At 72.4% G+C, this 23,318-nt stretch carries 19 protein-coding genes and 2 pseudogenes; 11 read left to right on the top strand and 10 right to left on the bottom strand.

Annotated features, from left to right (window positions below; translation table 11 throughout):
- Positions 1-5 precede the first annotated feature (5 nt).
- Complete coding sequence (nikA, locus tag MFF58_RS16055; RefSeq protein ID WP_238289728.1) at positions 6-1,574, bottom strand: nickel ABC transporter substrate-binding protein; 1,569 nt, start codon at positions 1,572-1,574, stop codon at positions 6-8.
- A gap of 503 nt (positions 1,575-2,077) precedes the next feature.
- Here nikA and MFF58_RS16050 point away from each other — a divergent pair.
- From MFF58_RS16050 to MFF58_RS16030, 4 genes and pseudogenes are all read left to right on the top strand, one after another.
- Positions 2,078-2,338 (top strand): hypothetical protein, encoded by a 261-nt coding sequence (locus MFF58_RS16050; protein ID WP_238289726.1) that lies wholly within the window; start codon positions 2,078-2,080, stop codon positions 2,336-2,338.
- A gap of 54 nt (positions 2,339-2,392) precedes the next feature.
- Positions 2,393-3,283: an SMP-30/gluconolactonase/LRE family protein gene (locus tag MFF58_RS16045; protein WP_238289725.1), complete on the top strand. Its 891-nt coding sequence runs from the start codon at positions 2,393-2,395 to the stop codon at positions 3,281-3,283.
- 62 nt (positions 3,284-3,345) lie between these two features.
- Positions 3,346-5,197: pseudogene (locus MFF58_RS16035) on the top strand (glycoside hydrolase family 15 protein).
- Positions 5,198-5,269: 72 nt separating this feature from the next.
- The gene (locus tag MFF58_RS16030) at positions 5,270-5,782 is read left to right on the top strand and encodes a hypothetical protein (protein ID WP_238289721.1); all 513 of its coding nucleotides are present in this window, start codon (positions 5,270-5,272) and stop codon (positions 5,780-5,782) included.
- Between the two features lie 37 nt (positions 5,783-5,819).
- Here the strand turns inward: MFF58_RS16030 and MFF58_RS16025 are convergent, their stop codons facing one another.
- The 6 genes from MFF58_RS16025 to MFF58_RS16000 form a co-directional block, all read right to left on the bottom strand.
- On the bottom strand, positions 5,820-6,425 hold the full coding sequence (locus tag MFF58_RS16025) for an SOUL family heme-binding protein (protein WP_238289719.1): 606 nt from the start codon (positions 6,423-6,425) through the stop codon (positions 5,820-5,822).
- A gap of 55 nt (positions 6,426-6,480) precedes the next feature.
- Complete coding sequence (locus tag MFF58_RS16020) at positions 6,481-7,593, bottom strand: FAD-binding domain-containing protein (RefSeq protein ID WP_238289717.1); 1,113 nt, start codon at positions 7,591-7,593, stop codon at positions 6,481-6,483.
- 129 nt (positions 7,594-7,722) lie between these two features.
- Positions 7,723-9,942 (bottom strand): aldehyde oxidoreductase molybdenum-binding subunit PaoC, encoded by a 2,220-nt coding sequence (gene paoC / locus MFF58_RS16015; protein ID WP_238289716.1) that lies wholly within the window; start codon positions 9,940-9,942, stop codon positions 7,723-7,725.
- Positions 9,943-9,945: 3 nt separating this feature from the next.
- A complete protein-coding gene (locus MFF58_RS16010) occupies positions 9,946-10,896 on the bottom strand; it encodes an FAD binding domain-containing protein (protein ID WP_238289714.1) in 951 nt (316 codons plus the stop codon).
- The gene (paoA, locus tag MFF58_RS16005; RefSeq protein ID WP_238289712.1) at positions 10,893-11,468 is read right to left on the bottom strand and encodes an aldehyde dehydrogenase iron-sulfur subunit PaoA; all 576 of its coding nucleotides are present in this window, start codon (positions 11,466-11,468) and stop codon (positions 10,893-10,895) included. The genes MFF58_RS16010 and paoA overlap by 4 nt, the downstream gene beginning before the upstream one ends.
- 165 nt (positions 11,469-11,633) lie before the next feature.
- A complete protein-coding gene (locus MFF58_RS16000) occupies positions 11,634-11,780 on the bottom strand; it encodes a hypothetical protein (protein ID WP_238289710.1) in 147 nt (48 codons plus the stop codon).
- Here MFF58_RS16000 and MFF58_RS15995 point away from each other — a divergent pair.
- A complete protein-coding gene (locus MFF58_RS15995; RefSeq protein ID WP_238289708.1) occupies positions 11,779-12,597 on the top strand; it encodes a CDP-diacylglycerol diphosphatase in 819 nt (272 codons plus the stop codon). The genes MFF58_RS16000 and MFF58_RS15995 overlap by 2 nt on opposite strands.
- Positions 12,598-12,612: 15 nt before the next feature.
- Here the strand turns inward: MFF58_RS15995 and MFF58_RS15990 are convergent, their stop codons facing one another.
- Complete coding sequence (locus MFF58_RS15990) at positions 12,613-13,518, bottom strand: LysR family transcriptional regulator (protein WP_238289706.1); 906 nt, start codon at positions 13,516-13,518, stop codon at positions 12,613-12,615.
- Positions 13,519-13,688: 170 nt separating this feature from the next.
- Here MFF58_RS15990 and MFF58_RS15985 point away from each other — a divergent pair, with 170 nt between their 5' ends.
- The 6 genes and pseudogenes from MFF58_RS15985 (at position 13,689) to MFF58_RS15960 (ending at position 20,895) form a co-directional block, all read left to right on the top strand.
- Entirely contained in the window at positions 13,689-15,233 is a 1,545-nt protein-coding gene (locus MFF58_RS15985; protein ID WP_238289704.1) for an ABC transporter substrate-binding protein, read from the top strand.
- 225 nt (positions 15,234-15,458) lie between these two features.
- Positions 15,459-16,376 (top strand): ABC transporter permease, encoded by a 918-nt coding sequence (locus tag MFF58_RS15980; protein WP_238289702.1) that lies wholly within the window; start codon positions 15,459-15,461, stop codon positions 16,374-16,376.
- A gap of 14 nt (positions 16,377-16,390) precedes the next feature.
- A pseudogene (locus MFF58_RS15975) lies at positions 16,391-17,327 on the top strand (ABC transporter permease).
- Positions 17,328-17,377: 50 nt separating this feature from the next.
- On the top strand, positions 17,378-18,799 hold the full coding sequence (locus tag MFF58_RS15970; protein ID WP_238289700.1) for a M20 family metallopeptidase: 1,422 nt from the start codon (positions 17,378-17,380) through the stop codon (positions 18,797-18,799).
- Between the two features lie 4 nt (positions 18,800-18,803).
- Positions 18,804-20,408 carry an ABC transporter ATP-binding protein gene (locus MFF58_RS15965; RefSeq protein ID WP_238289698.1) on the top strand — a complete coding sequence of 535 codons (1,605 nt, stop codon included), beginning with the start codon at positions 18,804-18,806 and terminating at the stop codon, positions 20,406-20,408.
- 256 nt (positions 20,409-20,664) lie between these two features.
- Positions 20,665-20,895: a hypothetical protein gene (locus MFF58_RS15960; RefSeq protein ID WP_238289696.1), complete on the top strand. Its 231-nt coding sequence runs from the start codon at positions 20,665-20,667 to the stop codon at positions 20,893-20,895.
- Here MFF58_RS15960 and MFF58_RS15955 read toward each other — a convergent pair.
- Entirely contained in the window at positions 20,892-21,341 is a 450-nt protein-coding gene (locus MFF58_RS15955; protein WP_238289694.1) for a Ros/MucR family transcriptional regulator, read from the bottom strand. The two genes, MFF58_RS15960 and MFF58_RS15955, sit on opposite strands and share 4 nt — an antisense overlap.
- A 260-nt stretch (positions 21,342-21,601) precedes the next feature.
- Entirely contained in the window at positions 21,602-22,687 is a 1,086-nt protein-coding gene (locus MFF58_RS15950; RefSeq protein WP_238289692.1) for a YeiH family protein, read from the bottom strand.
- Positions 22,688-23,318 lie beyond the last annotated feature (631 nt).

Genomic DNA, 23,318 nt, shown 5'->3' with positions numbered 1-23,318 from the left:
GCGGGTCACCGGGCCGCCGGCCGCATCGCCACGAAGGGGATCTCGTTGATCGTGGGCCCGAAGCCGACGCCCGTGATCGAGGGGCGATGGACCTCGATGGCCACCGCATGGGAGATCGGCAGGTAGATCGCGGCCTCGTGCAGGGTGGTGAGGAGCTCGGCATAGAGCCGCCGCCGCTCGGTTCCGTCGGTCGCGGCGAGCGCCGCCGCGATGGTGGCGTCGAGGCTCGGCTTCTCGGGAAGCCCGGCCTGCGCCTGGTAGTCGGCATGGGACGGCGCGCGCATGGAGCTCACGAAGGAAGCCGGATCGTAGGGCGGCCCCCAGGTCTCGCCGAAGATCAGGCCGAAGCGGCCGTCCTTCTGGCGGGCCAGGATCGAACTCTCCTCCTCGCCGATCAGCCGAACCTCGATGCCGACCCGGGCGAGATCCGCCTGGAGCACCTCCGCGATCGCCCGCTGCTGGGCGTTGGTCCCGACGAAATCGACCTCGACCGCGAGGCGGCGGCCGTCCTTCATGCGCACCCCGTCACGCCCGGGGAGCCAGCCAGCGGCGTCGAGGAGGCGGGCGGCGGCCGCCCGGTCGAACCCGTAGGGTCTGAGGCCGAGATCGGCGTAGGGCACGCTCGGCGCGAACAGGAAGTCCGCCCGCGGCTCGAGCCCGTCGAGGACGGTCCGGACCAGCGTGTCCTTGTCGACCGCGTGGTTGATGGCGCGGCGCACGGCCCGCTCGTCGGTCGGGAAGCGCGCGGAGTTCATCGCCAGGACCCGGGTCGCCAGCGGCGGCGACACCGCGGCGGCGAAGGCCGGCGCCATGTCCCGGAGCCGGATGAAGGCCTCGGACGGGATCTGCCCGGCCGCGCCGTAGACGAGGTCGATCTGCCCCGTCTGCAGGGCGACGACGCGGGTGTTGGGATCGGGGATGACCTTGACGACGAGCTGCTCGAAGGCCGGCTTCGTCCCCCAGTAGAGCGGGTTGCGCGCGAACGTGTCGGAGACGCCGGGCTGCGTGTCGACGAGCCGCCAGGGCCCCGTGCCGACCGGCGCCTTGATGCCTGCGGCCGTGGTTCCATCCGCCCCCATGGCGCGCGGCGACAGGAAGCGGAAGGGCCGGGGCAGCGCCAGTTCGAGCAGTGTCGGGTCGTGCGGCGCCTTCAGGACGAGGCGGAAGGCCAGGGGGCCGAGGATCTCGGTGCCCTCGATCTGCCGGGCGAGGTCGAGCCACGCGTGCCGCGGGCGGTTGGCCAGGATCGCGTCGAAATTGGCCTTGACGGCGGCCGCGTCAAAGGGCGCCCCGTCGCTGAAGGTGACCCCGGGGCGCAGGGCGAAATCGTAGGTCCGCCCGTCCTCCGAGAGGCTCCAGGATTCCGCGAGCCACGGCTCGACCGTCCCGTCGCCGCGGACCTTCACCAGCGGTTCGTAGACGCTCGCCTGCGCGAACATCTGGTTGGGCGCGTAGAGATGCGGGTTCAGCGGGCCGACATTCGACGGCCAAGAATAGGTGAGTTGCCCGGCCGCCGCCGGGCCGAGGAAGCACGCCACCAGCGCGGCGACGGCGCGGGTCGCCGGCTTGAGCATGAACGGACCACGGTATGAGGATCGTCGCGAAACCTCATACACGGCCCCGGCCCGGCCGTGAACCGGGCCGCACACTCGTTGAGGACGACCGGGAACACGCTTCTGCATGGGCCACGGCCCCTCGCCAAACCGCGTCCGCGGGCCCGGACACGGTGCCTGCTGAGGCGATGACCCGTGCGCGTGTGCCGCCTCCGGGCGCGCCGCTTTTTAATCCCCGCCGCTGCGTGCGCGCCGGCACGGCGCGCACGGCGGCGACTGCCTAGACTGGCCTCATGAACAACACGACACTGTCAAATGCTTGAGGACGGGCCCGCAGGACTTGTGACGTCGCCACGATCACTTGCGGTTACCGCGGCTGATCGCGTCCGGCCCGCGGATGCCGGCATCGGTCCGCGTCCCGCCGGCCGGCCCGGCGCAGCGCCTGGCCCCGCCGAGGGCCGCGGGGACGCGGCAAGCCCATCCCCGATGCAGACGAACCGGATCGTCGCAGGAGATCGCCCGATATGCCCCTCGGAAAGCTGAAGCGCGCAGGACTGATCCTGGGCCTCATCGTGGCGGGCGCCAGCCTGGCTGCCGCGCAGGCGGGCCCGTACACCGGCACCGGCGGCGGGCCCGAGACGACGATCAACGCCCCCTACCGCTCGGCCGTCGGGCAGACGGTGCCGCCCGGCGCGGCGGCCGCTCCCCAGCACGACCCGAACCGGCGCACGCAGCGGCAGAAAGACCTCGACGCCGTCCTCGGCAGCATCTGCGACGCCTGCTGAGACGGTCGCCGGACTCCGCCCCACCCATCGATCGGCACGAACGGGATTGCTCATTTGGATTGTCTGCACGACGCCTGCATCCTCAGCCAGGTCCGCTGCCATCTCGGCGAAGGGCCGAGCTACGATCCGCGCACCGACACGGCGTGGTGGGTCGACATCCTGGAGGCGCGCCTGTTCGAGAAGCCGGTCTCCGGCCGCCAGAAGGCGCTCGTCCACGTCCTGCCGGTCCAGGTCAGCGACGTCGCGGCGATCGACGGCGGGCACCAGCTGCTCGCGGCCGAGGACGGCCTCTACGTCCGGGCGATCCGCGACGGGGACATCCGGATGCTGTGCCCCCTCGAGGAGGACATGCTCGGGAACCGCTCCAACGACGGCCGGGTCCATCCCAGCGGGGCGCTCTGGATCGGCACGATGGACCGCGCCGCCGCCAAGGGGCGCGGCTCGATCTACCACGTGGCCGGCCCGCGGGTGCGCCGCCTCTTCGGCGGCCTGACGATCCCGAACGGCATCAGCTTCTCGCCGGACGGCGCGACCGGCTACTTCGTCGACACCGACGTCGGCGTGCTGCGCCGCGTGGCGCTCGATCCCGGAACCGGGCTGCCGAAGGGCCAGCCCGAGACCCATTTCGACCACCGCGGCGGGGAGGGCGGCATCGACGGGGCCGCGGTCGATGCCGAGGGCCTGATCTGGACCGCGCGCTTCGGCGCCGGTTGCCTGGACGCCTACAGCCCCGCGGGCGAGCGGGTCCGCACCGTGCCGGTGCCGATGCGGCAGCCGACCTGCCCGACCTTCGCGGGCCGCGCCCTCGACCGGCTGCTGGTCACGTCCGCCTACGAGGGGATGGACGAGGCCGACCGCGCCGCCGATCCGGAGCACGGCCGCACCGTCCTGGTCGATGTCGGCGCGCGCGGCCTGCTGGAGCCGGCCTTCCGGCTCGGGGCCTGATCGGGCCGACCCCTCATCGCTGCCCCGGTCCGAGCACCGGGGTGCGGCCACCAGGAGATCGCATGTCCGAGCCGGGCCAGCGCCCCCATCAGCCGATCGAAGCCTACGCCCTCATCGGCAATTGCGAGGGCTGCGCCCTCGTCGCCCGCGACGGGTCGATCGATTGGGCCTGCCTGGAGCGCTTCGACGCCGGCCCGGCCTTCTCGCGGCTGCTCGACCGCCGGCGGGGCGGCCATTTCTCCATCCGCCCGGCGGGCCGGTAGGAGGCGACGCGGCGATACCTGAGCCGCAGCAACATCCTGGAGACCACCTTCACCACGCGGGACGGCTTCGTGACCCTGCACGACTTCATGGTCGGGCCGGCGAATGCCCAGGCGGACGGGCCAGGGGACGAGCCGCACCGGCCCCGCCTGGTCCGGCTGGTCAGCGGCGTGTCGGGCCGCGTGCCGATGGTGCTCGCCTACCGGCCGCTGGCGGGCTTCGCGGAGGATTTCGCGGTGCCCGAGATCGCGGGGGGTCGGGTGACGGCGCCGGGCTGCCCGGGCCTCGTCGCGGAGGTCGGGCTCGTGCGGGACGGCGCCGGCGCGGCGGCCCGCTTCACCCTGGAGGGGGGTCAGGCGCGCAGCTTCAGCCTCTATGCCGGCGCCCTGCCGGAGACGCCCCCGGACGCGCGGGCGCTGATGGAGCGGACCCGCAGCGCCTGGGTGCTGTGGACCCGGGAGGCCGCCTATACCGGGCCGCTCGCCGATGAGCTGATCCGCTCGGCCCTGGTCCTGAAGGCGCTAACCTACGCGCCGACGGGTGCGATCGTCGCGGCCGCCACGACGTCGCTGCCCGAGGCGGTCGGCGGCATCCGCAACTGGGACTACCGGTTCTGCTGGATCCGGGACGCGTGCCTGTCCCTCTAAGTGCTGAAGAAGTTCGGCATGCCGCGCGAGGCGGAGGCGTTCTTCGGGTTCGTCGCGGATCTCTGCGCGCGCGAGGGGCCGGCTGCGGCCGCTCTACAGCGTCTCGGGTGAGGCCGGGCTTGCCGAGACCACGATCGCGCATGTCGAGGGCTGGCGGGGCAGCGCCCCGGTCCGGGCCGGCAACGAGGCCGCCGAGCAGCACCAGGCCGACGCCTACGGGCAGGTGCTCGACCTGCTCTACCTCTACACGCGGCTGGGCGGCACGCTGCCGGAGGCGATGCACCGCCACGGCGCCCGGCTCGCCGACATCTCCGCCGCGCATTGGCACCGCCCGGACGCGGGCCTGTGGGAGCGCCGCAAGCCGGAGCAGCGCTACCTCCACGCGGCGATCATGAACTGGGTCGCGCTGGACCGGGCGATCCGCCTGTTCGGCCCGCGCGAGCCCTGGTGCCGGGAGCGCGACCGCATCGTCGCCTTCGTGAACGGGCCCGGGATCCACCGGGACGGCTACCGCCCGCAATATCGCGGCGGGGACGACGTCGACGCGGCGCTGCTGATCGCGCCCATGGTCGGCTTCCCCGTGGACGAGGCCGCCTTCGCGCGGACCGTCGACGCCATCATCGAGCGCCTCGGGCACGGCCATCTCGTCTACCGCTACCGGACCGACGACGGCCTGCCGGGCCACGAGGGCACGTTCCTGCTCTGCGCCTTCTGGCTGGTCGACGCCCTGCTGTGGCTCGGCCGCGACGCCGAGGCGCGGCTGCGCTTCGACGCCCTGCGCGCCCTGCAGAACGACGTCGGGCTCTACGCCGAGGAGGTCGCGGAGGACGGCACGTTCCGGGGGAACTTCCCCCAGGCCTTCAGCCATCTCGGCTTCATCCACAGCGCCCTGATGCTGGACCTGTTCGACCACGGCGGCCGCGCCGCCGTGCAGGGCACCTACGCCGACCGTTCCCTGCGCGAGACGGCCCTGCGCCGGGCGCCCGATTTCGGCGGCACCGCCTGACCGCCGCGCGGCGAGACCCACCCTTCCGCACCGCCGGATTTACTGCAAGAATCACCGCCCGGAGGAATGCCCATGTCCGTATCGAGCCGCCAGGAAGCCCGCCTCCTGAACGCCGACGAGGCCGACCTCGTCGCGCGCTCGCATCACCCGAGGCTGCGCGAGGCCGATGACGACGGTCTCGCCGACCTGATCGCCCGGCTGCGCGAGCGCCGGGACCGCGCCCGGGACGTGTCGCGCCGGCAGCGCCGGGAAGTGCGCGGCAAGGCGGCCCCATCCGGCACGCGCCCGGCCACGGACGATACCGGAACCCGCGAGAAGGCGGCGCTGCTGGCGGCCGCGGTGAAGCGCGCCAGCAAGGAGCGCGAGCGTCGGCGGACCGTGCAGGCGCGCGGGCGCCTCGTCGCGAGCTCCCGCCGGGCCCTGGCGCTGAAGCAGGCGGCGGGCGCCCGCGGTGCCGGGCGACCGTCCTCGCGCACGGCCCATGACGGCATGCATCCGATCCCGAACGAGGGCCTCGCCCCATCGGGTGCCCTGGACAGCCAGGGGCAGGAGATCGCGATGCGCCGGGGCGGCGGCCCGCGGTAGAGCGCCCGCCGCGGCGGCGGACGCCGGGCCGGACCCGTTAAGGGGACGACAGCCGGACGGCCACCTCGTTCCGGCGCAGGAACGGCAGGGCGAAGGGCGGGTCGTAGCCCATGAACATCGGGGCCTCGCCCGCCGTGTGGCCCGCGGCCGCCAGCACCCGGGTGAGGACGCCCTCCCGCTCCGCGCGGACCTCGGGCGTGACGCGGCCGGAGAAGCCGAGCGCCGCCACCCGCTCGGCCGGGACCTGGACCAGCCGGACGCCCGCCTCGGTCGGCTCCGGGGCGCCCGCCTCGGCGACGGCGCGCGGCAGGAAGAACCGCATCGTGCCGCCCGCCCCCTGCTCGACCGGCACCGTCATGGCGATCCGCTGGCCGCCCGTCTCGACGGGCGCCGTCATGGCGATGCGGCTCCCGGCCCGGTTCGCGCCGGTGATGTAGCGGAACAGCCGTCCGAACGCCGCGCCGTCGCCCTGGCCGCGCGCGTCGGTCTCGACGGCGAGCCGCGGCGCGTAGGCGCGGATCTCGACACCGCGGTCCAGGCGCGCGACCACCGTGTAGGCGGGCTGCTCGTAGAGCGCCCGCACGCCGAAGATCCCGAGGGCCGACTCGACCAGCGTCACGAGGAAGTACACGACCTTGTCCATGGCTGACGCGTCCGGGTTCGGAGGGGGCGGTTGAGCGTGCGGCCGGCCGGATCCGTCAGGCCGCCATCAGGTCCGGGATGGCCCGCTTCAGGCGGAAGAACCCCCGGGTCGCGAGGGGCCACGCCCGGGCGTCCCAGTCCCGGCGCAGCCGGAGGCAGTCCGGCGGCAGCGCCGCCGCGGAGGGGCCGAGGGGCGCCCAGGCGGTCACCACCGGGAGATCCCCGGCCCAGCCGTCGCGGAACGGGGCGGCCTCGCAGCCGAAATGCGCGGCGGCGCGGGCCAGAGCATCCGCCAGCGCGGCCCCGTCGGCGCCGCGGACCCGGTCGGTGACCCCCTCGGCGTGAGCGAGCAGGCCGGAGATCCGGGCCACGCGGGCGCCGCCGACGGGGAGGCTCTCCGGATGCAGGTCATCGACGTGCAGCAGCAGCGCGACCGGCCCATCGGGCGCGGCGTCGGCGGGGCGCAGCGGGACCTCCCGGGGCGGCATCGCCTCCGCCAGCGGGGACGGGTCCTCGTCGAGGCCGGCCGGGTCGTGGCGGTCCTCCGTGAAACGCCGGATGTTCTCCGCCCGCGCGCGGTAGGGCTTGCCCCGGGTGTGGAGGCCAGCGACCCATCGCCAGGAGAGCGTGTTGCTGGCCGGATCGCCGTCGAGCAGGTGCCGCAGGAAGAAGTCCGCGCCGAGCTGCCAGGGGAGCCGCAGGGTGAAGATCCAGATCGAGGCGAACCACATCCGGGCATGGTTGTGCAGCCAGCCGGTCGCGGCGAGGTCACCCGCCCAGGCGTCGAAGCCGTCGATCCCGGTCCGGCCGGCGACGGCCTTCTCGTAGGTGCGCCGGAGGCCGGGCTCGCTGGCCAGGCGCGCCCGCTGGTCGGCGGCTTCCGACAGGTAGCGGGTCCAGGCCTCCGGGTGGGTCTCGAGGTGCCCCTTGAAGTAGGTCCGCCAGAAGACCTCGCTCACGTAGCTCGCCGCGGCCTCCGCGCCGAGGGCGGCGGTGGCCGCCGCGGCGACCTCGGCCTCGGTCAGGAGCCGGCGGCGCAGATAGGGCGAGAGCACTGACGTGGTCGCCGGCTCGTCCGGCCCGCGATCGGTGTTGCGGGCCTGCGCGTAGGCCGTGCCGGCCTCGGCCAGGAAGGCCGACAGGCGTTCGAGCCCGGCATCCCGGGTCATGGGAAACGTGCGATCCATGACCCTGAGGTAGGGCGGCCGCGGCGCGCGGGCGTGCGGCTTTTCCGTCCGCCCGCGCGCCGCGCCCCGCAGCGGGCCCGGGGAGATCCGCCGCGGACCTCCCCCGGGCCGTCAGGCCGCGTCCGGCATCCGGTCGAGGAGCTTGTCGAGGGTGAGGGGATAATCCCGCACCCGGATGCCGGTGGCGTTGTAGACCGCGTTCGCCACCGCGGCGGCGATGCCCGAGATGCCGAGCTCGCCGACGCCCTTCGCCTTCATGGGCGACGACCTGGGATCGACCTCGTCGAGGAAGATCACCTCCTGGCGCGGGATGTCGGCGTGGACCGGCACCTCGTAGCCGGCGAGATCGTGGTTGGCGAAGAAGCCGCGCTTGGTGTCGACCGCCAGTTCCTCCATCAGCGCCGCCCCGGTGCCCATCACCATCCCGCCGATGACCTGGCTGCGGGCGGATTTCGGGTTGAGGATGCGCCCGGCCGCGCAGACCGCCAGCATCCGCCGCACCCGGACCTCCGCTGTGTAGGCGTCCACGCCGACCTCGACGAAATGCGCCCCGAAGGTCGAGACCTGCTGCTCCTTCGAGACCTTGCCGAACTCGATCGTGTCCTCGGCGACGAGGTCGCCGCCGGCGGCGGATTCCGCGAGGGGGATGGCGCGGTTGCCGGCCCGGACCTCGCCCGCCTCGAACACCGCGTCGGTGGCGTTGAAGCCGAGCTTCTGCGCCACGGCCTCCCGCAGCTTCACGCAGGCCGCGTAGACGCCCGCCGTCGACGAGTTGGCGCCGAACTGCCCGCCGGAGCCCGACGAGACCGGGAAGTCCGAATCCCCAAGGCGCACCACGACCTGATCGAGGGACACGCCCATCATCTCGGCGGCGGTCTGGGCGATGATCGTGTAGCTGCCGGTACCGATGTCGGTCATGTCGGTCTCGACCGTGACCGTGCCGCGCGAGTCCAGGCGTACCCGGGCGCCCGACTTCATCACCATGTTGTCGCGGAAGGCCGCCGCCATGCCGAGGCCGACAAGCCATTGCCCGTCCCGGACCTGACCGGGCTTCGGGTTGCGCTTGGCCCAGCCGAACCGCTCCGCGCCGAGCGTCAGGCAGCCGACGAGGTCGCGCTGCGAGAAGCGCAGGTCCGGCTGGGTCGGGACGACCTGGCTGTCGTTGCGGATGCGGAACGCCACCGGATCGAGGCCGAGCTTCTCCGCCATCTCGTCCATGGCGATTTCGAGCACCGCCAGACCCGGGGCCTCGCCGGGCGCGCGCATGGCGTTGCCCTCGGGCAGGTCGAGATGCGCGAGCTTCATGGCGGTCAGGCGGTTCGCCCCCGCGTAGAGGAACTTGGTCTGGTTCACCGCCGTCTCGGGATCGCCGTCCGGCAGGTTGCCCGACGTGCTCTCGTGCGCGATCGCCGTGATGGTGCCGTCCCGCGTGGCGCCGATCCGGACCCGCTGGATCGTGGCCGGCCGGTGGGTGGTGTTGTTGGCGATGAGCGGGCGCGTGAGCGCGACCTTCACGGCCCGGCCGGTCGCCTTGGCGGCCAGCGCCGCCAGCACCGCGTCGGCGCGCACGAACAGCTTGCCGCCGAAGCCGCCGCCGACATAGGGCGCGTCGAGCCGGACCTTGGCCTTCGGCAGGCCGAGCATCTTGGCGATGCTGCCGTGGCCCCAGCCGATCATCTGGTTCGAGGTCCAGAGGGTGACCCGGTCGCCGTCCCAGGCCGCCGTCGTGGCGTGCGGCTCCATCATGGCATGGCTCTCGTCGGCGGTCGTGTAGGTCGCGTCGAGGGTCACGGGGGCCTGCGCGAAGGCGCCTTCGAAATCGCCGACCCGCTCCTCGCCGTCGCCGCCGCTGCCCTCGCCGCTGTCGGCCGGGACCGGCTCGGCGGTCTTCGCCGCCGCCGCGAGGTCGAACGCGCCGGCTTCCGGGGCGTAGTCGACCTGGACGAGGAAGGACGCGGCCCGGGCCTGCTCGAAGGTCTCGGCGACCACCACGGCGATCGCCTGGTGGTAGTGCTGGATGACGTCGCCGCCGAACAGGTAGGCGACGTTCATCACGCCCCGCTCGATGCGGGGCGTGTCGAGGGTGGTGACGACCGCGATCACGCCCGGGGCCTGCCGGGCCGAGGCGGTGTCGATGCTGCGCACCCGGCCCTTGGCGATGGCGGAGCCCAGCACGTAGCCGTAGGCGGCGTCGGGCGCCGCATCGTGGCGCTCGTAGGCGTAGGGCGCGGTTCCGGTCGTCTTGTACTTGCCGTCGATGCGGTCGGTGGGCCGGCCCACGACCTTGAGGCGGTCGATCGGGTTCGGGCCCGCGGGGGTATCGAACTTCATGGCTCAGGCCCTCGCTTGGTTGAGCGCGGCGCCGAGGGTTCGCTCGGCGAGCTTCAGCTTGTAGGCGTTCTCGTGGGTGGGCTTGGCGTCGGCGAAGACCTGGGTCGCCACGGCCTTCGCACCCTTGGGCAGGTCGGCCTCGGCCGCCTCGACCCGCCACGGCTTGTGGGCGACCCCGCCGAAGGCGACGTGGCCGCTGCCGTTCTTGCCGAGGATGGCCGCCACCGAGACCAGCGCGTACGCGTAGGAGGCCCGGTCGCGGACCTTGCGGTAGATATGCGTGCCGGGGACCGGCTTCGGCAGGGTCACCGCGGTGATCAGCTCGCCGGGCTTCAGAGTCGTGTCGCGCTGGGGCTCGTCGCCCGGCAGGCGGTGGAACTCGGCGATGGGGATCCTGCGCTCGGTTCCGGCGCCGTCGACCGTCTCGACGGTGGCGTCGAGGACGCGCATGGCCACCGCCATGTCGCCCGGATGCGTGGCAATGCAGGCCGCGCTGCCGCCAATCACCGCGAGCTGCCGGCTCACGCCGTCGAGCGCCGAGCAGCCGGAGCCCGGCTGGCGCTTGTTGCAGCCCTGCGCGGTGTCGTAGAAATACGGGCAGCGGGTCCGCTGAAGCAGGTTGCCGGCGGTGGTCGCCTTGTTGCGCAGCTGGCCCGAGGCGCCCGCCAGCAGCGCGCGGGCGAGGACCCCGTAATCCTTGCGCACCCGCGGATGGGCGGCGAGGTCGGTGTTGCGCACCAGCGCGCCGATGCGCAGGCCGCCCTCCCCGGTCGGCTCGACGGTGTCGAGGCCGAGACCGTTCACGTCCACGAGGTGGCGGGGGGTCTCGATCTGCAGCTTCATCAGGTCGAGGAGGTTCGTACCGCCGGCGATGAACTTGGCGTCGGGGGTACCGGCGACGGCGGCGGCCGCCTCGGCGGGCGTCGTCGGGCGCTCGTAGGTGAAGGACTTCATGCGCGGCTCCCGGCGACCTCGGTCATCGCCTCGACGATGTTGGAGTAGGCGCCGCAGCGGCAGATGTTGCCGCTCATGCGCTCGCGGATCTCGGCCTCGGTGACCTGGGGCGCGGCCTCGAGGTCCGCCGTTACGTGGCTCGGGATGCCGGCCTCGATCTCCTCCAGGACGGCGACGCCCGAGCAGATCTGGCCCGGCGTGCAGTAGCCGCACTGGTAGCCGTCGTGGCGGACGAAGGCGGCCTGCATCGGGTGGAGGTGGTCCGGCTGGCCGAGCCCCTCGATCGTGACGATCTCGGCGCCCTGGTGCATGACCGCCAGCGTCAGGCAGGCGTTGATGCGACGGCCGTCGACGATCATCGTGCAGGCGCCGCACTGGCCGTGGTCGCAGCCCTTCTTGGATCCGGTCAGGTGCAGGTGCTCGCGCGCGGCGTCGAGCAGGCTGGTGCGGGTGTCGAGTTCGAGGTCGCGTCGCTGCCCGTTCACCGTGAAGGTGACCCTGGCCAGGACCGGCTCGTCGGTCCGCGCGGCCCTGGCGCCCGCGGGGGCCGCTGCGGCGGTAGCTCCCACCATGAAGTCTCTCCGGTTCAGATCAAGGCTGTGAGGACGTGGGATCCCGGTCTCCGAGGCCGCGGCGGGACCGGCGGCCGGTGCGGATCGACCCATCGAAGGCGGGATGCCCCAGGGAAACGCCGACACCCTGGATTGGGTCCAAGGTAGCGCGGCGCGGCGCGACGATCAGGGGGGCTTCGCGTCCCAGGCGACGCCGCCGCGGGTGGCCGTCCCGAGGACCGGCCAGGCGGACGCTTTCCGGCCGCGGCCGAGATCGGGTATCGCGGGCTCCAGGGAGCCCGCTACGCCGCCGGCTTCATCGGGGGACTTCATGCGCCGCGCGCCGCTCGCCGCCTTCCTCGGCCCCTGCCAGAGCACCTTCCCGGGTGCTGTCCGGGGCACCTTGCTCGCCGCCTGCATCGCCGCCTTCGCCGTCGCGACGCCGGCCGCGGCGGGACCGGATCCGAGCCGGGACGTCCTGTGGGCCGCCCTGAAGACCTGCGTCCTCGCCAAGCGGGTCGCGAACCGGACCTTCCCGTGCCTCTCGGTCGATCTCGGCGACCGGGACCGGCCCGGCTCGGCGGTGCTGCGCGCCCCCGGGGAGCCGACCCACATCGTCGTCATGCCCACAGACACCGTCGCGGGCCTCGAAGCCCCGGTCCTGCGCGGCCCCCCGGGCGTCGCCTACTGGCGGGCGGCGCTCGCCGCGCGCCCCTTCGTGTCCGGCGTGCTGGACGGGAAGCTGCCGCTCGATGCGGTCGGGCTGGCCGTCAACTCGGCCCGGGGCCGAAGCCAGGACCAGCTCCACATCCACCTCGACTGCCTGAGGCCCAGCGTGCTGAAGGCCGTCCGCGCCCATGGACGCCACGTCCGCCGGACCTGGAGCCGCTTCCCGGTGCCCCTCGCGGGCGATCGCTACGAAGCGCTGCGCGTGCCGGAGGCGGAGGCCGCGCAGTTCAACCCGTTCGCGGCCCTGCGCAGCCTGCCGGGAGCCCGGCCGGACCTCCACCGGACGAGCTTCGCGGCGCTCGCGACCCCGCCGGGCGACCCCGAGCCGGGTTTCATCCTGCTCGCCTACCGGGCACCCAGCGCCAGCGCCGAGGACGTGATGGACCACAGCTGCGCCGTCGCGTCCGGCCGCGGCGCCTGACCGGATCCCGCGCGCCTATCCGGCGGTGCTCGGCGGCGGCAGCGCGTCGGTGAGCTGGCGCAGGAAGGCCCGCACCGCCCGGGGTAGCCGCCGCTCGCGCATGGCCTGGACCTGGATGCCGCGGGACAGGCTCGCCCGGGCCTGGATCGGCAGGCTGACCAGCTCGTTCAGGCGCAGGGGCGTCGTCACCGACAGGGCCGACATCAGCGCCAGCCCGCGGGAGCGCCGCACGAAGGGCAGCAGCGCCGAGAGCTTGTTGGCGGTCAGGACCGGCTCGACCGCGAGGCCTTCGAGGGCGCAGGCGGCGTCGAACACCTGCCGCAACGTCGTGTCCCGGGTGGGCAGGGCCAGCGGGTAGCTCGACAGGTCGGCGAGGCGCAGGGCCGGCGCCCGCGCGAGGGGATGATCGGGGGCGGCGAGCGCCAGCATGTCCACCTGCCCGTCATAGAGCACCTCCACCTGCGGGCTGGGGGCGAGCGCGAAGGTGATGCCGAGATCGGCGTCCCCCACCGCCACCGTCTGGGTCACCTGCGCGGGCGGCAGCACCGTCACCTCGAAGCGGATGCCGGGATGGGCCGCGTGGAAGGCCGCGATGGCGTTCGGCACGATGTCGAGGGCGAACCCCTCGGAACTCGCCACCCGGATCAGGCCGCGGGCGAGCCCCTCCAGTTCGCGGATCTCCGTGACCACCTGCTCGGAACGGATCAGCACCTGATGGGCGTGCTGCGCCAGGAGCTCCCCGGCCGGACTCGGCACCATGCCCCGCGGGCGCCGCTCGAACAGCACGCAGTCGAGTTCCGCCTCCAGGTTGGCGATCTGCCGGCTGATCGCCGACGCCGCCACGTTGAGCTGGTCCGAGGCGGCGGCGATCGAGCCCGTCCGGGCCACGGCCAGGAAGTAGCGCAGCCCGGTCGTCTGCATTATCCTGCCCCTAAGCAGCTATTTCGCCGCATCCGTTGCCGAAACGGCAAGGCAGCACTCGCCAAATTCTACTTGTTGCGATCCCAGATGCACAACACCATGGCAGGGTGAAAAAGGCGGCAGCCGCGGAACCATCCGCCGGGCCTGTCCGCCGCGCCGTCGGAGCCTCCATGCCGCTACGGACTCTCACCCGGGCCGCCACCTTGGCCGCCACCTTGGCCACCTCGCTCGCGACCCTGATCGCCGCGCATCCGGCGCTCGCCGGCAAGGCCGACGACACGCTGGTCTACGCGTCGGACAGCGAGCCCGAGAACGTCAGCCCGTACCACAACAGCGCCCGCGAGGGCGTGATCCTCGCCCGGAACTGCTGGGACACGCTGCTGTACCGGGATCCCAAGGACTGCACCTACAAGCCATTTCTGGCGACCGCCTGGACCTGGACGGACGACACGACGCTGGATCTCACGATCCGCGAGGGCGTGGTCTTCCACAACGGCGACCCGCTGGGGCCCGAGGACGTGGCCTTCACGTTCAACTACGTGCTGACGCCCGAGGCGCGCACGGTCACCCGCCAGAACGTCGACTGGATGAAGTCGGTGGAGGTCACCGGCCCGCACAGCGTGCGCATCCACCTCAAGGCGCCGTTCCCGGCGGCGCTCGAATATCTCGCCGGCCCGACGCCGATCTTCCCGGCGGCCTACTTCAAGAAGGTGGGGCTCGACGGCTTCGCCAAGGCGCCGGTCGGCAGCGGCCCCTACCGGATCACCAAGGTCGACAGCGGCCGCGGCGTCAGCATGGAGCGGTTCGACAGGTACTGGGCGGAGAGCCCCCTCGGGAAACCGAAGATCGGCAAGCTGCAGTTCCGCGTCATCCCGGACGGCGAGAGCCGGATGGCCGAGCTGATGACCGGCGGCGTCGACTGGATCTGGCGGGTGCCGAGCGACCAGGCCGAGCAGCTGCGCGCCGCGCCGAACATCACGGTGCTCAACTCCGAGACGATGCGGGTTGGCTTCCTGCAATTCGACACGCTGGGTCGCGCCAAGGAGAACTCGCCCCTCAAGGACGTGCGCGTCCGGCAGGCGATCTCCTACGCCATCGACCGCAAGGCGATGGTCGACAACCTCGTGCGCGGCGCCTCGCGGGTGATGAACGCGCTGTGCTTCGTCGACCAGTTCGGCTGCACCGACCAGGGGGTGACGCGCTACCCCTACGATCCGGCCAAGGCCAAGGCGCTGCTCAAGGACGCCGGCTACCCGAACGGCTTCGAGATCGATCTCGGCGCCTATCGCGAGCGGGACTACGCCGAGGCGGTGATCGGCTATCTCGGCGCCGTCGGCATCAAGGCGCGGCTTAACTACCTGCGCTACGCGGCGTTCCGAGATTCCCTGCGGGCCGGCAAGACCTCGATCGGCTACCAGACCTGGGGCTCGTTCTCGGTCCTGGACGTCTCGGCCTTCGACGGGGTGTATTTCCGCGGCGGCGAGGAGGACCTGACCAAGGATCCGAAGGTCATTGCCGACCTTCAGGAGGGCGACGGCTCCACCGATCCGGAGACCCGCAAGGCCGCCTACGCCAAGGCGCTCCAGCGGATCGCCGCGGAGGCCTACGCCCTGCCGATGTTCTCCTACTCGACCAACTACGCCTTCACGTCGGACCTGACCTTCACGGCCCAGCCCGACGAGGTGCCGCGCTTCTACGCGGCGTCGTGGAAGTGAGGATGGCCGCGAAGGCGCGACGCCTTTCCCCTCCCCCTTGCGGGGCGGGGTCAGGGGTGGGGGTGGCGCAGACGGCACCGCACCGCTCGATTCTGCGCCACCCCCACCTCCGGCTCCTCCCCACAAGCTTGAGCGATCCCGGGCAAGCCCGGGATCGCCGGGGGAGGAGAGGACGCTTCGTCCTGATCCGGCGCGATCTGCATCGCCAGGAAGGAGCCTGAACCCATGCTGGCCTTCACGTTCCGGCGCGTGCTGGTCGCCCTGGCGGTGGCCCTCACGGTCTCAGTGGCGAGCTTCCTGCTCCTCCACCTCTCGGGCGACCTCGCGACCGCGATCGCCGGCCCCGAGGCCACCGGGCCGCAGATCGCCCAGATCCGCCAGGATTACGGGCTGGACCAGCCGCTGCTGACCCAGTTCCTCACCTGGGGCTGGCGGGCCCTGCACCTCGATTTCGGCAACTCCTTCTATTTCCGCGAGAGCGTGATCGACCTGCTCGCCGCCCGCCTGCCGATCACCCTGTATCTCGGCATCATCGCGCTCGCCGTGGCCCTGTTCGTAGCGATCCCGCTCGGCGTCGTCGCCGCCGTGAAGCGGGACACGTGGATCGACCGGACGGCGCTCGCCGTCTCGGTGCTCGGCCAGGCGATGCCGAGCTTCTGGTTCGGCCTGACGCTGATCCTGATCTTCTCCGTCAACCTCCGCTGGCTGCCGGTCTCGGGCAACGCCACGTGGAAGAACTTCGTCCTGCCGGCGGTCGCCCTCGGCTACTACGCGATGCCGGCGGTGATGCGCCTCACCCGCAACGGCATGCTGGAGGTGCTGGCCTCCGACTACGTCCGCACCGCCCGCGCCAAGGGCCTGCCGCCCCGGAAGATCCTGGTGCGGCACGCCCTGCGCAACGCCGTGATCCCGGTGATCGCCCTCTCGGCGGTGCAGTTCGGCTTCATGCTCGGCGGCTCGATCGTGATCGAGGCGGTGTTCTCGCTCCAGGGCCTCGGGCAACTCGCCTGGGAATCCATCGCCCGCAATGACTTCCCCGTCGTCCAGGCGATCGTGCTGGTTCTGGCCATGATCTACATCGGCCTGACACTTGCGGCCGACCTCCTGAACGCCTTCCTCGATCCGCGCCTGCGCCAGGCCTGAGGATGGAGCCCGCCATGAGCCTCCCCCCCGACACGGCGGCCCTCGCCGCCCCGGCCCTGCCCCCGGACGTGCCGATCGCGCTGGCGCCGGTCCCCTCCCCCACCCGCCTGATCCTGCGGCGGGGCCTGCGCCACACCGGCTTCCTGATCGGGGCCGGGATCCCTCGGGCTGATCGTGCTGGCCGCACTCGCCGCCCCGCTCATCGCCCCGCACGACCCCTACGCGCAGGACGTGTCCCGCCGTCTGATCCCGCCGATCTGGCAGGCCAAGGGCACCTGGGACCATGTGCTCGGCACCGACAAGCTCGGCCGCGATTATCTCAGCCGCCTGCTCTATGGCGGCCAGATCTCCCTCCTGATCGGGATCTCGGCGGCGCTGATCTCCGGGCTCATCGGCACGGTGCTGGGGCTCTGCGCCGGCTATTTCGGCGGCTGGGTCGATTCGGTGGTAAGCTACATCGTGACCACCCGGCTCGCCATGCCGGTGGTGCTGGTGGCGCTCGCCATGGCAGCGCTGGTCGGCGGCTCACTGAAGGTGGTGGTGCTGGTGCTGGGCTTCCTGCTCTGGGACCGCTTCGCCGTGGTGACCCGGGCCGCGACCCAGCAGATCCGCAACCAGGATTTCGTGTCGGCCGCCCGAGCCGCGGGGCTCACGGACCTGCGGATCATCCGCCAGGAGATCCTGCCCAACATCATGAACGCGCTGATCGTCGTAGCGACCCTGGAGATGGCCCACGCGATCCTGCTGGAGGCCGCCCTGTCGTTCCTCGGCCTCGGCGTCCAGCCGCCCCTGCCCTCCTGGGGCCTGATGATCGCCGAGGGCAAGCAGTACATGTTCTTCCAGCCCTGGGTAATCACCATTCCGGGCGTGGCGCTCCTCCTCCTCGTGCTGGCGATCAACCTCCTGGGGGACGGCCTGCGCGACATCACGGCGCCCGAGGCGCGCAACTGACGGCTCCGCCAGGCCGGGACGTTAACGAAATGTTTCACGGGAAACACACCATGACGCGAGACGCCGCCATCGCGCGCGCCACGGACGCCTTCGATTCGGGCGCGTTCCTCGCCCTCCTGCGGGAGGCGGTGGCGATGCCCACCGAGAGCCAGGCCCCCGGCCAGGAGGCGGCGCTCCGCGCCTATCTCGACGCCTTCGTCGCGCCGCTCGTCGCCCGGCTCGGCTTCGAGACCCCGAAGATCTTCCCGAACCCGGACGGGGTGCACGGCCCGTTCCTGATCGCCGAGCGTCACGAGGGCGCGGACCTGCCGACCGTCCTGATCTACGGCCACGGCGACACGGTGCGGGGCTATCCCGAGCAGTGGCGCGAGGGCCTCGGCCCCTGGGAGATCGTGGTCGAGGGCGACCGCTGGTACGGGCGCGGCACCGCCGACAACAAGGGCCAGCACGTCCTCAACCTCGCCGCCCTGGAGCAGGTGATCGCCGTGCGCGAAGGCCATCTCGGCTTCAACGTGAAGCTGCTGATCGAGATGGGCGAGGAATCGGGCTCCCCGGGCCTGCGGCCGTTCTGCCGCGAGCAGGCCGAGGCCTTGCGCTCCGACGTGCTGATCGCCTCGGACGGGCCACGCCTCAACGGCGAGCGCCCGACCCTCTTCCTGGGCTCCCGCGGCGCCTACAATTTCGAGCTGAGCCTCAACCTGCGCGAGGGCCCGCACCATTCCGGCAACTGGGGCGGCCTGCTGCGCAACCCCGGCACGGTGCTGGCCTCGGCCATCGCCTCGATGGTCGACGCGCGCGGCAGCATCCTGGTCGAGGCCCTGCGGCCGCCTCCGATCCCCGAGGGTGTGCGCGCGGCGCTGGCCGACATCCGCGTCGGCGAGGACCCGACAGCTCCCACGATCGATTCCGACTGGGGCGAGCCGGGCCTGAGCCCCGCCGAGCGGGTCTTCGCCTGGAACACGCTGGAGGTGCTGGCCTTCAAGACCGGCGATCCGGACGGCCCGCTCAACGCCGTGCCGCCCCACGCCAAGGCGACCCTGCAGCTGCGCTTCGTGGTCGGCACCGACTGGCAGAACCTGATCGCGAACGTCCGTGCCCATCTCGACGCGCACGGCTTCCCGATGATCGACGTCCGGCCGGCCCGCGCCGCGGAGGTGTTTCAGGCGACGCGTCTGCCGGTGGAGGATCCCTGGGTGGAGTGGGCGCTAGGATCGATCGAGGCGAGCAGCGGCAAGAAGCCGGCGCTGCTGCCCAATCTCGGCGGCTCGCTGCCGAACGACGCCTTCTCGGAGATCCTCGGCCTTCCGACCCTCTGGGTGCCGCATTCCTACCCGGCCTGCCGCCAGCACGGGCCCGACGAGCACATGCTGGCCTCCGGTACCCGCGAGGGCCTGGCGATCATGGCCGGCCTGTTCTGGGATCTGGCCGAGGCCGGACCCGAGATCCTCCGCCGCCGCACCGCGAGGGCCTGACACGATGAGCGAGCCGGTCGTCCGCATCCGCGATCTGACGATCGCGCTCCCCAAGGGCGCCGACCGCCCGCACGCGGTCGAGGGCCTGAACCTCGACCTTGAGTCCGGGAAGATCCTGTGCGTGGTCGGGGAATCGGGCTCCGGCAAGTCGATGAGCGCCTACGCGCTGACCGGCCTCCTGCCGCGGGCGCTGAAGCCGACCGCCGGCACGATCCTGTTCGAGGGCCGGGACCTCCTGGCCCTCGACGAGCCCGCGTGGCGGTCCCTGCGCGGCGGGCGCCTCGCCATGGTGTTCCAGGAGCCGATGACGGCCCTGAACCCGGTGATGCGGATCGGCGACCAGATCGCCGAGATGTTCGAGGCGCACAACCTGCTCACCCGGAGCGAGCGCTGGACCCGGGCGGTGGCGCTCGCCACCGAGGTCGGGCTGCCGAATCCCGAGGAGGCGGTGCGGGCCTACCCGCACCAGCTCTCCGGCGGCCAGCGGCAGCGGGCGATGATCGCCATGGCGCTGGCGCTGGAGCCCTCCGTGCTCGTCGCCGACGAGCCGACCACGGCGCTCGACGTCACCACCCAGGCCCAGATCCTCCGGCTGATCCGCGACCTGCAGCGGAAGCGCGGAATGAGCGTCCTGTTCATCACCCACGATTTCGGCGTGGTGGCGGAGATCGCCGACCACGTGGCGGTGCTCCAGCGCGGGCGGCTCGTGGAATCCGGCACGGCCGAGGCGGTGCTGCGGAACCCGCAGGCGCCCTACACGAAGGCGCTGCTCGCCGCCGTCCCGAGCCTGACGCCGCCGCCGCGCGCGGCCGTGGAAGCGGCCCCGGTCGCTCTGTCGGTCACCGGGCTGTCCAAGACCTATTCGGGCCGCTCCGGCCTGTTCGGCAAGCCGCGGATCGTGGCGGCGGTCAAGGAGGTGTCGTTCGACGTCCGCCGCGGCGAGACGCTGGGGCTGGTCGGCGAGTCCGGCTCCGGCAAGTCGACCACCGCGCGGCTCGCGATCCGGCTGATCGAGCCCGACGGCGGCACGGTCCGGCTGGGGGCCCTCGACTACACGGCCCTCGGCAAGACGGCGCTGCGCGACAAGCGCAGCCGCATCCAGATGATCTTCCAGGACCCGTTCGCCTCGCTCAATCCGCGCCGCACCGTGGAGCAGATCATCACGGCGGGCCCGATCGCCCACGGGGTCCCGGCCGCCGAGGCCCGCGAGCGGGCGCGGTCCCTCCTCGACCTCGTCGGCCTCGATCCCAAGGCCGCCGCCCGCTACCCGAACGCCTTCTCGGGCGGCCAGCGCCAGCGCATCGGCATCGCCCGGGCGCTCGCCATGGAGCCGGACGTGCTGGTGGCCGACGAGGCGGTCTCGGCGCTGGACGTCTCGGTCCAGCGGCAGGTGCTGGACCTCCTGGAGGACCTGAAGCAGCGCTTGTCCCTGGCGATGCTGTTCATCACCCACGACCTGCGGGTGGCCGCCACGATCTGCGACCGGATCGCCGTGATGCACCGGGGCGCCGTCGTGGAAATGCGCGGGACAGCGGATCTGTTCGCCGCGCCGGAGCACGCCTACACGCGCAGCCTCCTGGCGGCGGTGCCGGGGGCGCGCGCATCCTGAGCCCGCGCGCCGCGTCCTCCCGTTTGGGACGCAGAGACAAGTTTTTTGGACGCTGCCGCCCTATCCGGTTGCGCGCAACCCGGTAGGATACCGCCGGTCTCGAGGGTCAAGCACCCCGGCGGAGTCACGGCCGAACCCGCTATCCGTGTCCCGCTCGAGCCTCGAAAGCCGACGGGATTCGTTCAGCGTGCCGATCTCAGACAAGCCAGACGATCTTCGGACGGTCCGCGGCCGATCCGAACCGGCGACGCCCCCGGTGCTCCGCCGCGGACGCGAGCACCGGATCGTGCGCTGGATCGGTGCCGGCAACCAGAAGCTGCCGAAGTCGAACGCCGACGCCGCATCGGAGACGGCGCGGGGGCATGTCATCAAGCTGTGCTGGTCCGACACGTTCGGCCGGCCCGTCCGCCCCGACCTCACCGGGTTTGCCCGATCCGCGCCCGGGCAGGTGCTGCCGTTCCGTGGCGAGCGACGCGGCGCCGGTTAGCCGCCGGTGCCGGTGCGGCGCTGATCGGCCCGTCCGCCCGGGACACCGAGACCGATCGCCTTCGCGAGCGCCGAGCGTTGCGCCGCGTAGCCGGGGGCGGTCATCGGGTAATCGTCCGGCAGGCCGTAGCGCTCGCGGTACCGCTCCGGCGTCAGGCCGTGGGCGGTGAGATGACGCTTCAGGGTCTTGTAGGACCGGCCGTCGATGAAGCTGACGATGCCGTCCTGCTGAACCGACTTGCGGATCTGCGCCGCGGTCGCCGGCTCGACGGTTGGCGCGGCCTCGGCGGGGGGCGCCCCAGCGAGGGTCGCCAGCGCCGCGTGCACGCCCGTCATCAGCTCCGGCAGGGCCGTCGGGGGGACGGAGTTGTTCGCCACGTAGGCCGCGACGATCTCGCCGGTCAGTGTCACGAGCTTGATCGAGCTCTCGGGATATTTTTCAGGCACTACGCGAGTCCACTCAAAGCTTCCGAGGATGACGCCGGGGGTTCCAAAAGCAAAAACCACCGCAGTGTCAAGGTGCCCGCGACAGCCCGCGGGGCACGGACGGCGCATCGTGATGCAGGAAGATCGAAGCCCGCGCGAGAAAAAGCTCGCTCACCTGCCGATGATCATCGATCGAGAAGCCTTTACAGCCACAGGTCGCGGATCGAACCGGGAATACCTACCGCACCGCGGGGTCGTCAGCCGCTGCCCGCATCGCGGCGTCACCCGATTCCGAGGGCGCGGATCAGCACCAGGCTGAGGGCGACGAGGACGGCGAGCGAGGCGGTGACCGCGAGGGTGACCCGGCCGCCGACCCGGGCGAGGACGCGCACGTCGACACCCAGGCCCAGGGCGGCCATGGACAGGACCGTGAGCACGCCCGCCAGCTGCGTGAGCGGCTTCACCGCGGGATCGGGGACGAGCCCCAGCGAGCGCAGGGTGGCCAGGGCCAGGAAGCCGAGGATGAACCAGGGCACCAGCTTGGTCAGGCCCGGCCGGGCCGGCGCGGAGGCCGCGCCCCCTGTCCGCGGCAGGCGCGGCGCGATCAGCGAGAACGCCACCACGACGGGGCCGAGCATCAGCACGCGCACGAGCTTGACCAGGGTGCCGACCTGGGTCGACAGCAGGCTGACCGGCACGGTGGCGGCCAGCACCTGCGGCACCGCGTAGACGGTGAGCCCGGCCAGCACCCCGTACTGGTTGTCGCTCAGGCCGGCGAGCGGCACGAACAGCGGCAATCCCAGCACCATCAGCACCCCGAGCACCGCGGTGAACGCGATGGCGGCGGCGATGTCCTTGGGCTCCGCCCCAATCACCGGCGCCACGGCGGCGATCGCCGAGTTGCCGCAGATGGCGTTGCCGCAGGCGACCAGGATCGCCATCCGGGCCGGCAGGCCGAGCAGCCGGCAGAGCGCCATGCTGGCGGCGATGCCGAGGACCACGGTGCCGACGATGCCGGCGAGCAGCGCCGGGCCCGACGCGAGGATCGCGCCGAGGCTCAGGGAGGCGCCGAGCAGGACGACCGCGACCTCGAGGAATTGCTTGGCCGAGAAGGCGATGCCGGTCCGGAACCGCGGATGCGGCGTCCAGGCGGTGCGCACCGCGATGCCGATCAGGATCGCCAGGACCAGGGCCTCGACGTAGGGGTGGCCGGCGACGCGCTCCTCCAGGGCCTGCGCGGCCATGGCCAGGGCGGTGATGATTGCGCAGAGCCCGATCCCGGGCAGCAACGAGGCGCCGGGACTCGACCGGCCGTCCCCGCCGGGGACGGCCGCCGGCGCGGCGCGGGATGGGACGTCACGACTCACGTGTCGGGGCTCCGGAACTCATCCCGGAGCCTATAGGAAGAAAACGGCTGCCGCACGCCGCCATAGCAGCATTTTGATCTCTAATCTGGAATGGCGGAAGGATATTTACCCATGGGCGGGCGCCTGAGCGCGCTCCGGGCCGCAGGTCCGGTCGCCGAGCGACCCCGCGGAGGGAAGGCCGGCATCGCAGCGGCTCGGGTACCGATCCCCCGTGGGGGGGAAGAACGGTATCGGCGGTGTACGGCGTTCGAAACGCACACCCGAAAGGCGCGCCCGAAACGCGCGTCCTGGGCCCGCCGGATCCTCACGCGCCCGGACGCGGGGACCGTCGCGCTGGGGCGTCAGCCCCGCTCACCGGCTCCGGAGCCAGCCCGTCCTCACGCGCAGCGCAGGCCGAGGGCCGGCACCACCGCAACGGCCCGCCGGCATCAGCCGACTTGGCGTCAGCCGACTTGGCGTCAGTCGATCATGCCGGATGCCGTCCAACCCACGCCCCGCGCGGGTCGGAAGATGCCCGCATCCGGCCCCGGACGTGGGGCGGTTCAGGCCTGCATGCCCCAGCGCTGGAGGGTGCGGCGCTCGATGGTCTGGAAGATCAGGTTCTCGACCACGAGGCCGATCAGGATGACGG

It is taken from the genome of Methylobacterium longum (assembly GCF_022179385.1).
GTDB classification, from domain to species: domain Bacteria; phylum Pseudomonadota; class Alphaproteobacteria; order Rhizobiales; family Beijerinckiaceae; genus Methylobacterium; species Methylobacterium longum.
This window is presented reverse-complemented; position numbering and strand designations above follow the sequence as displayed.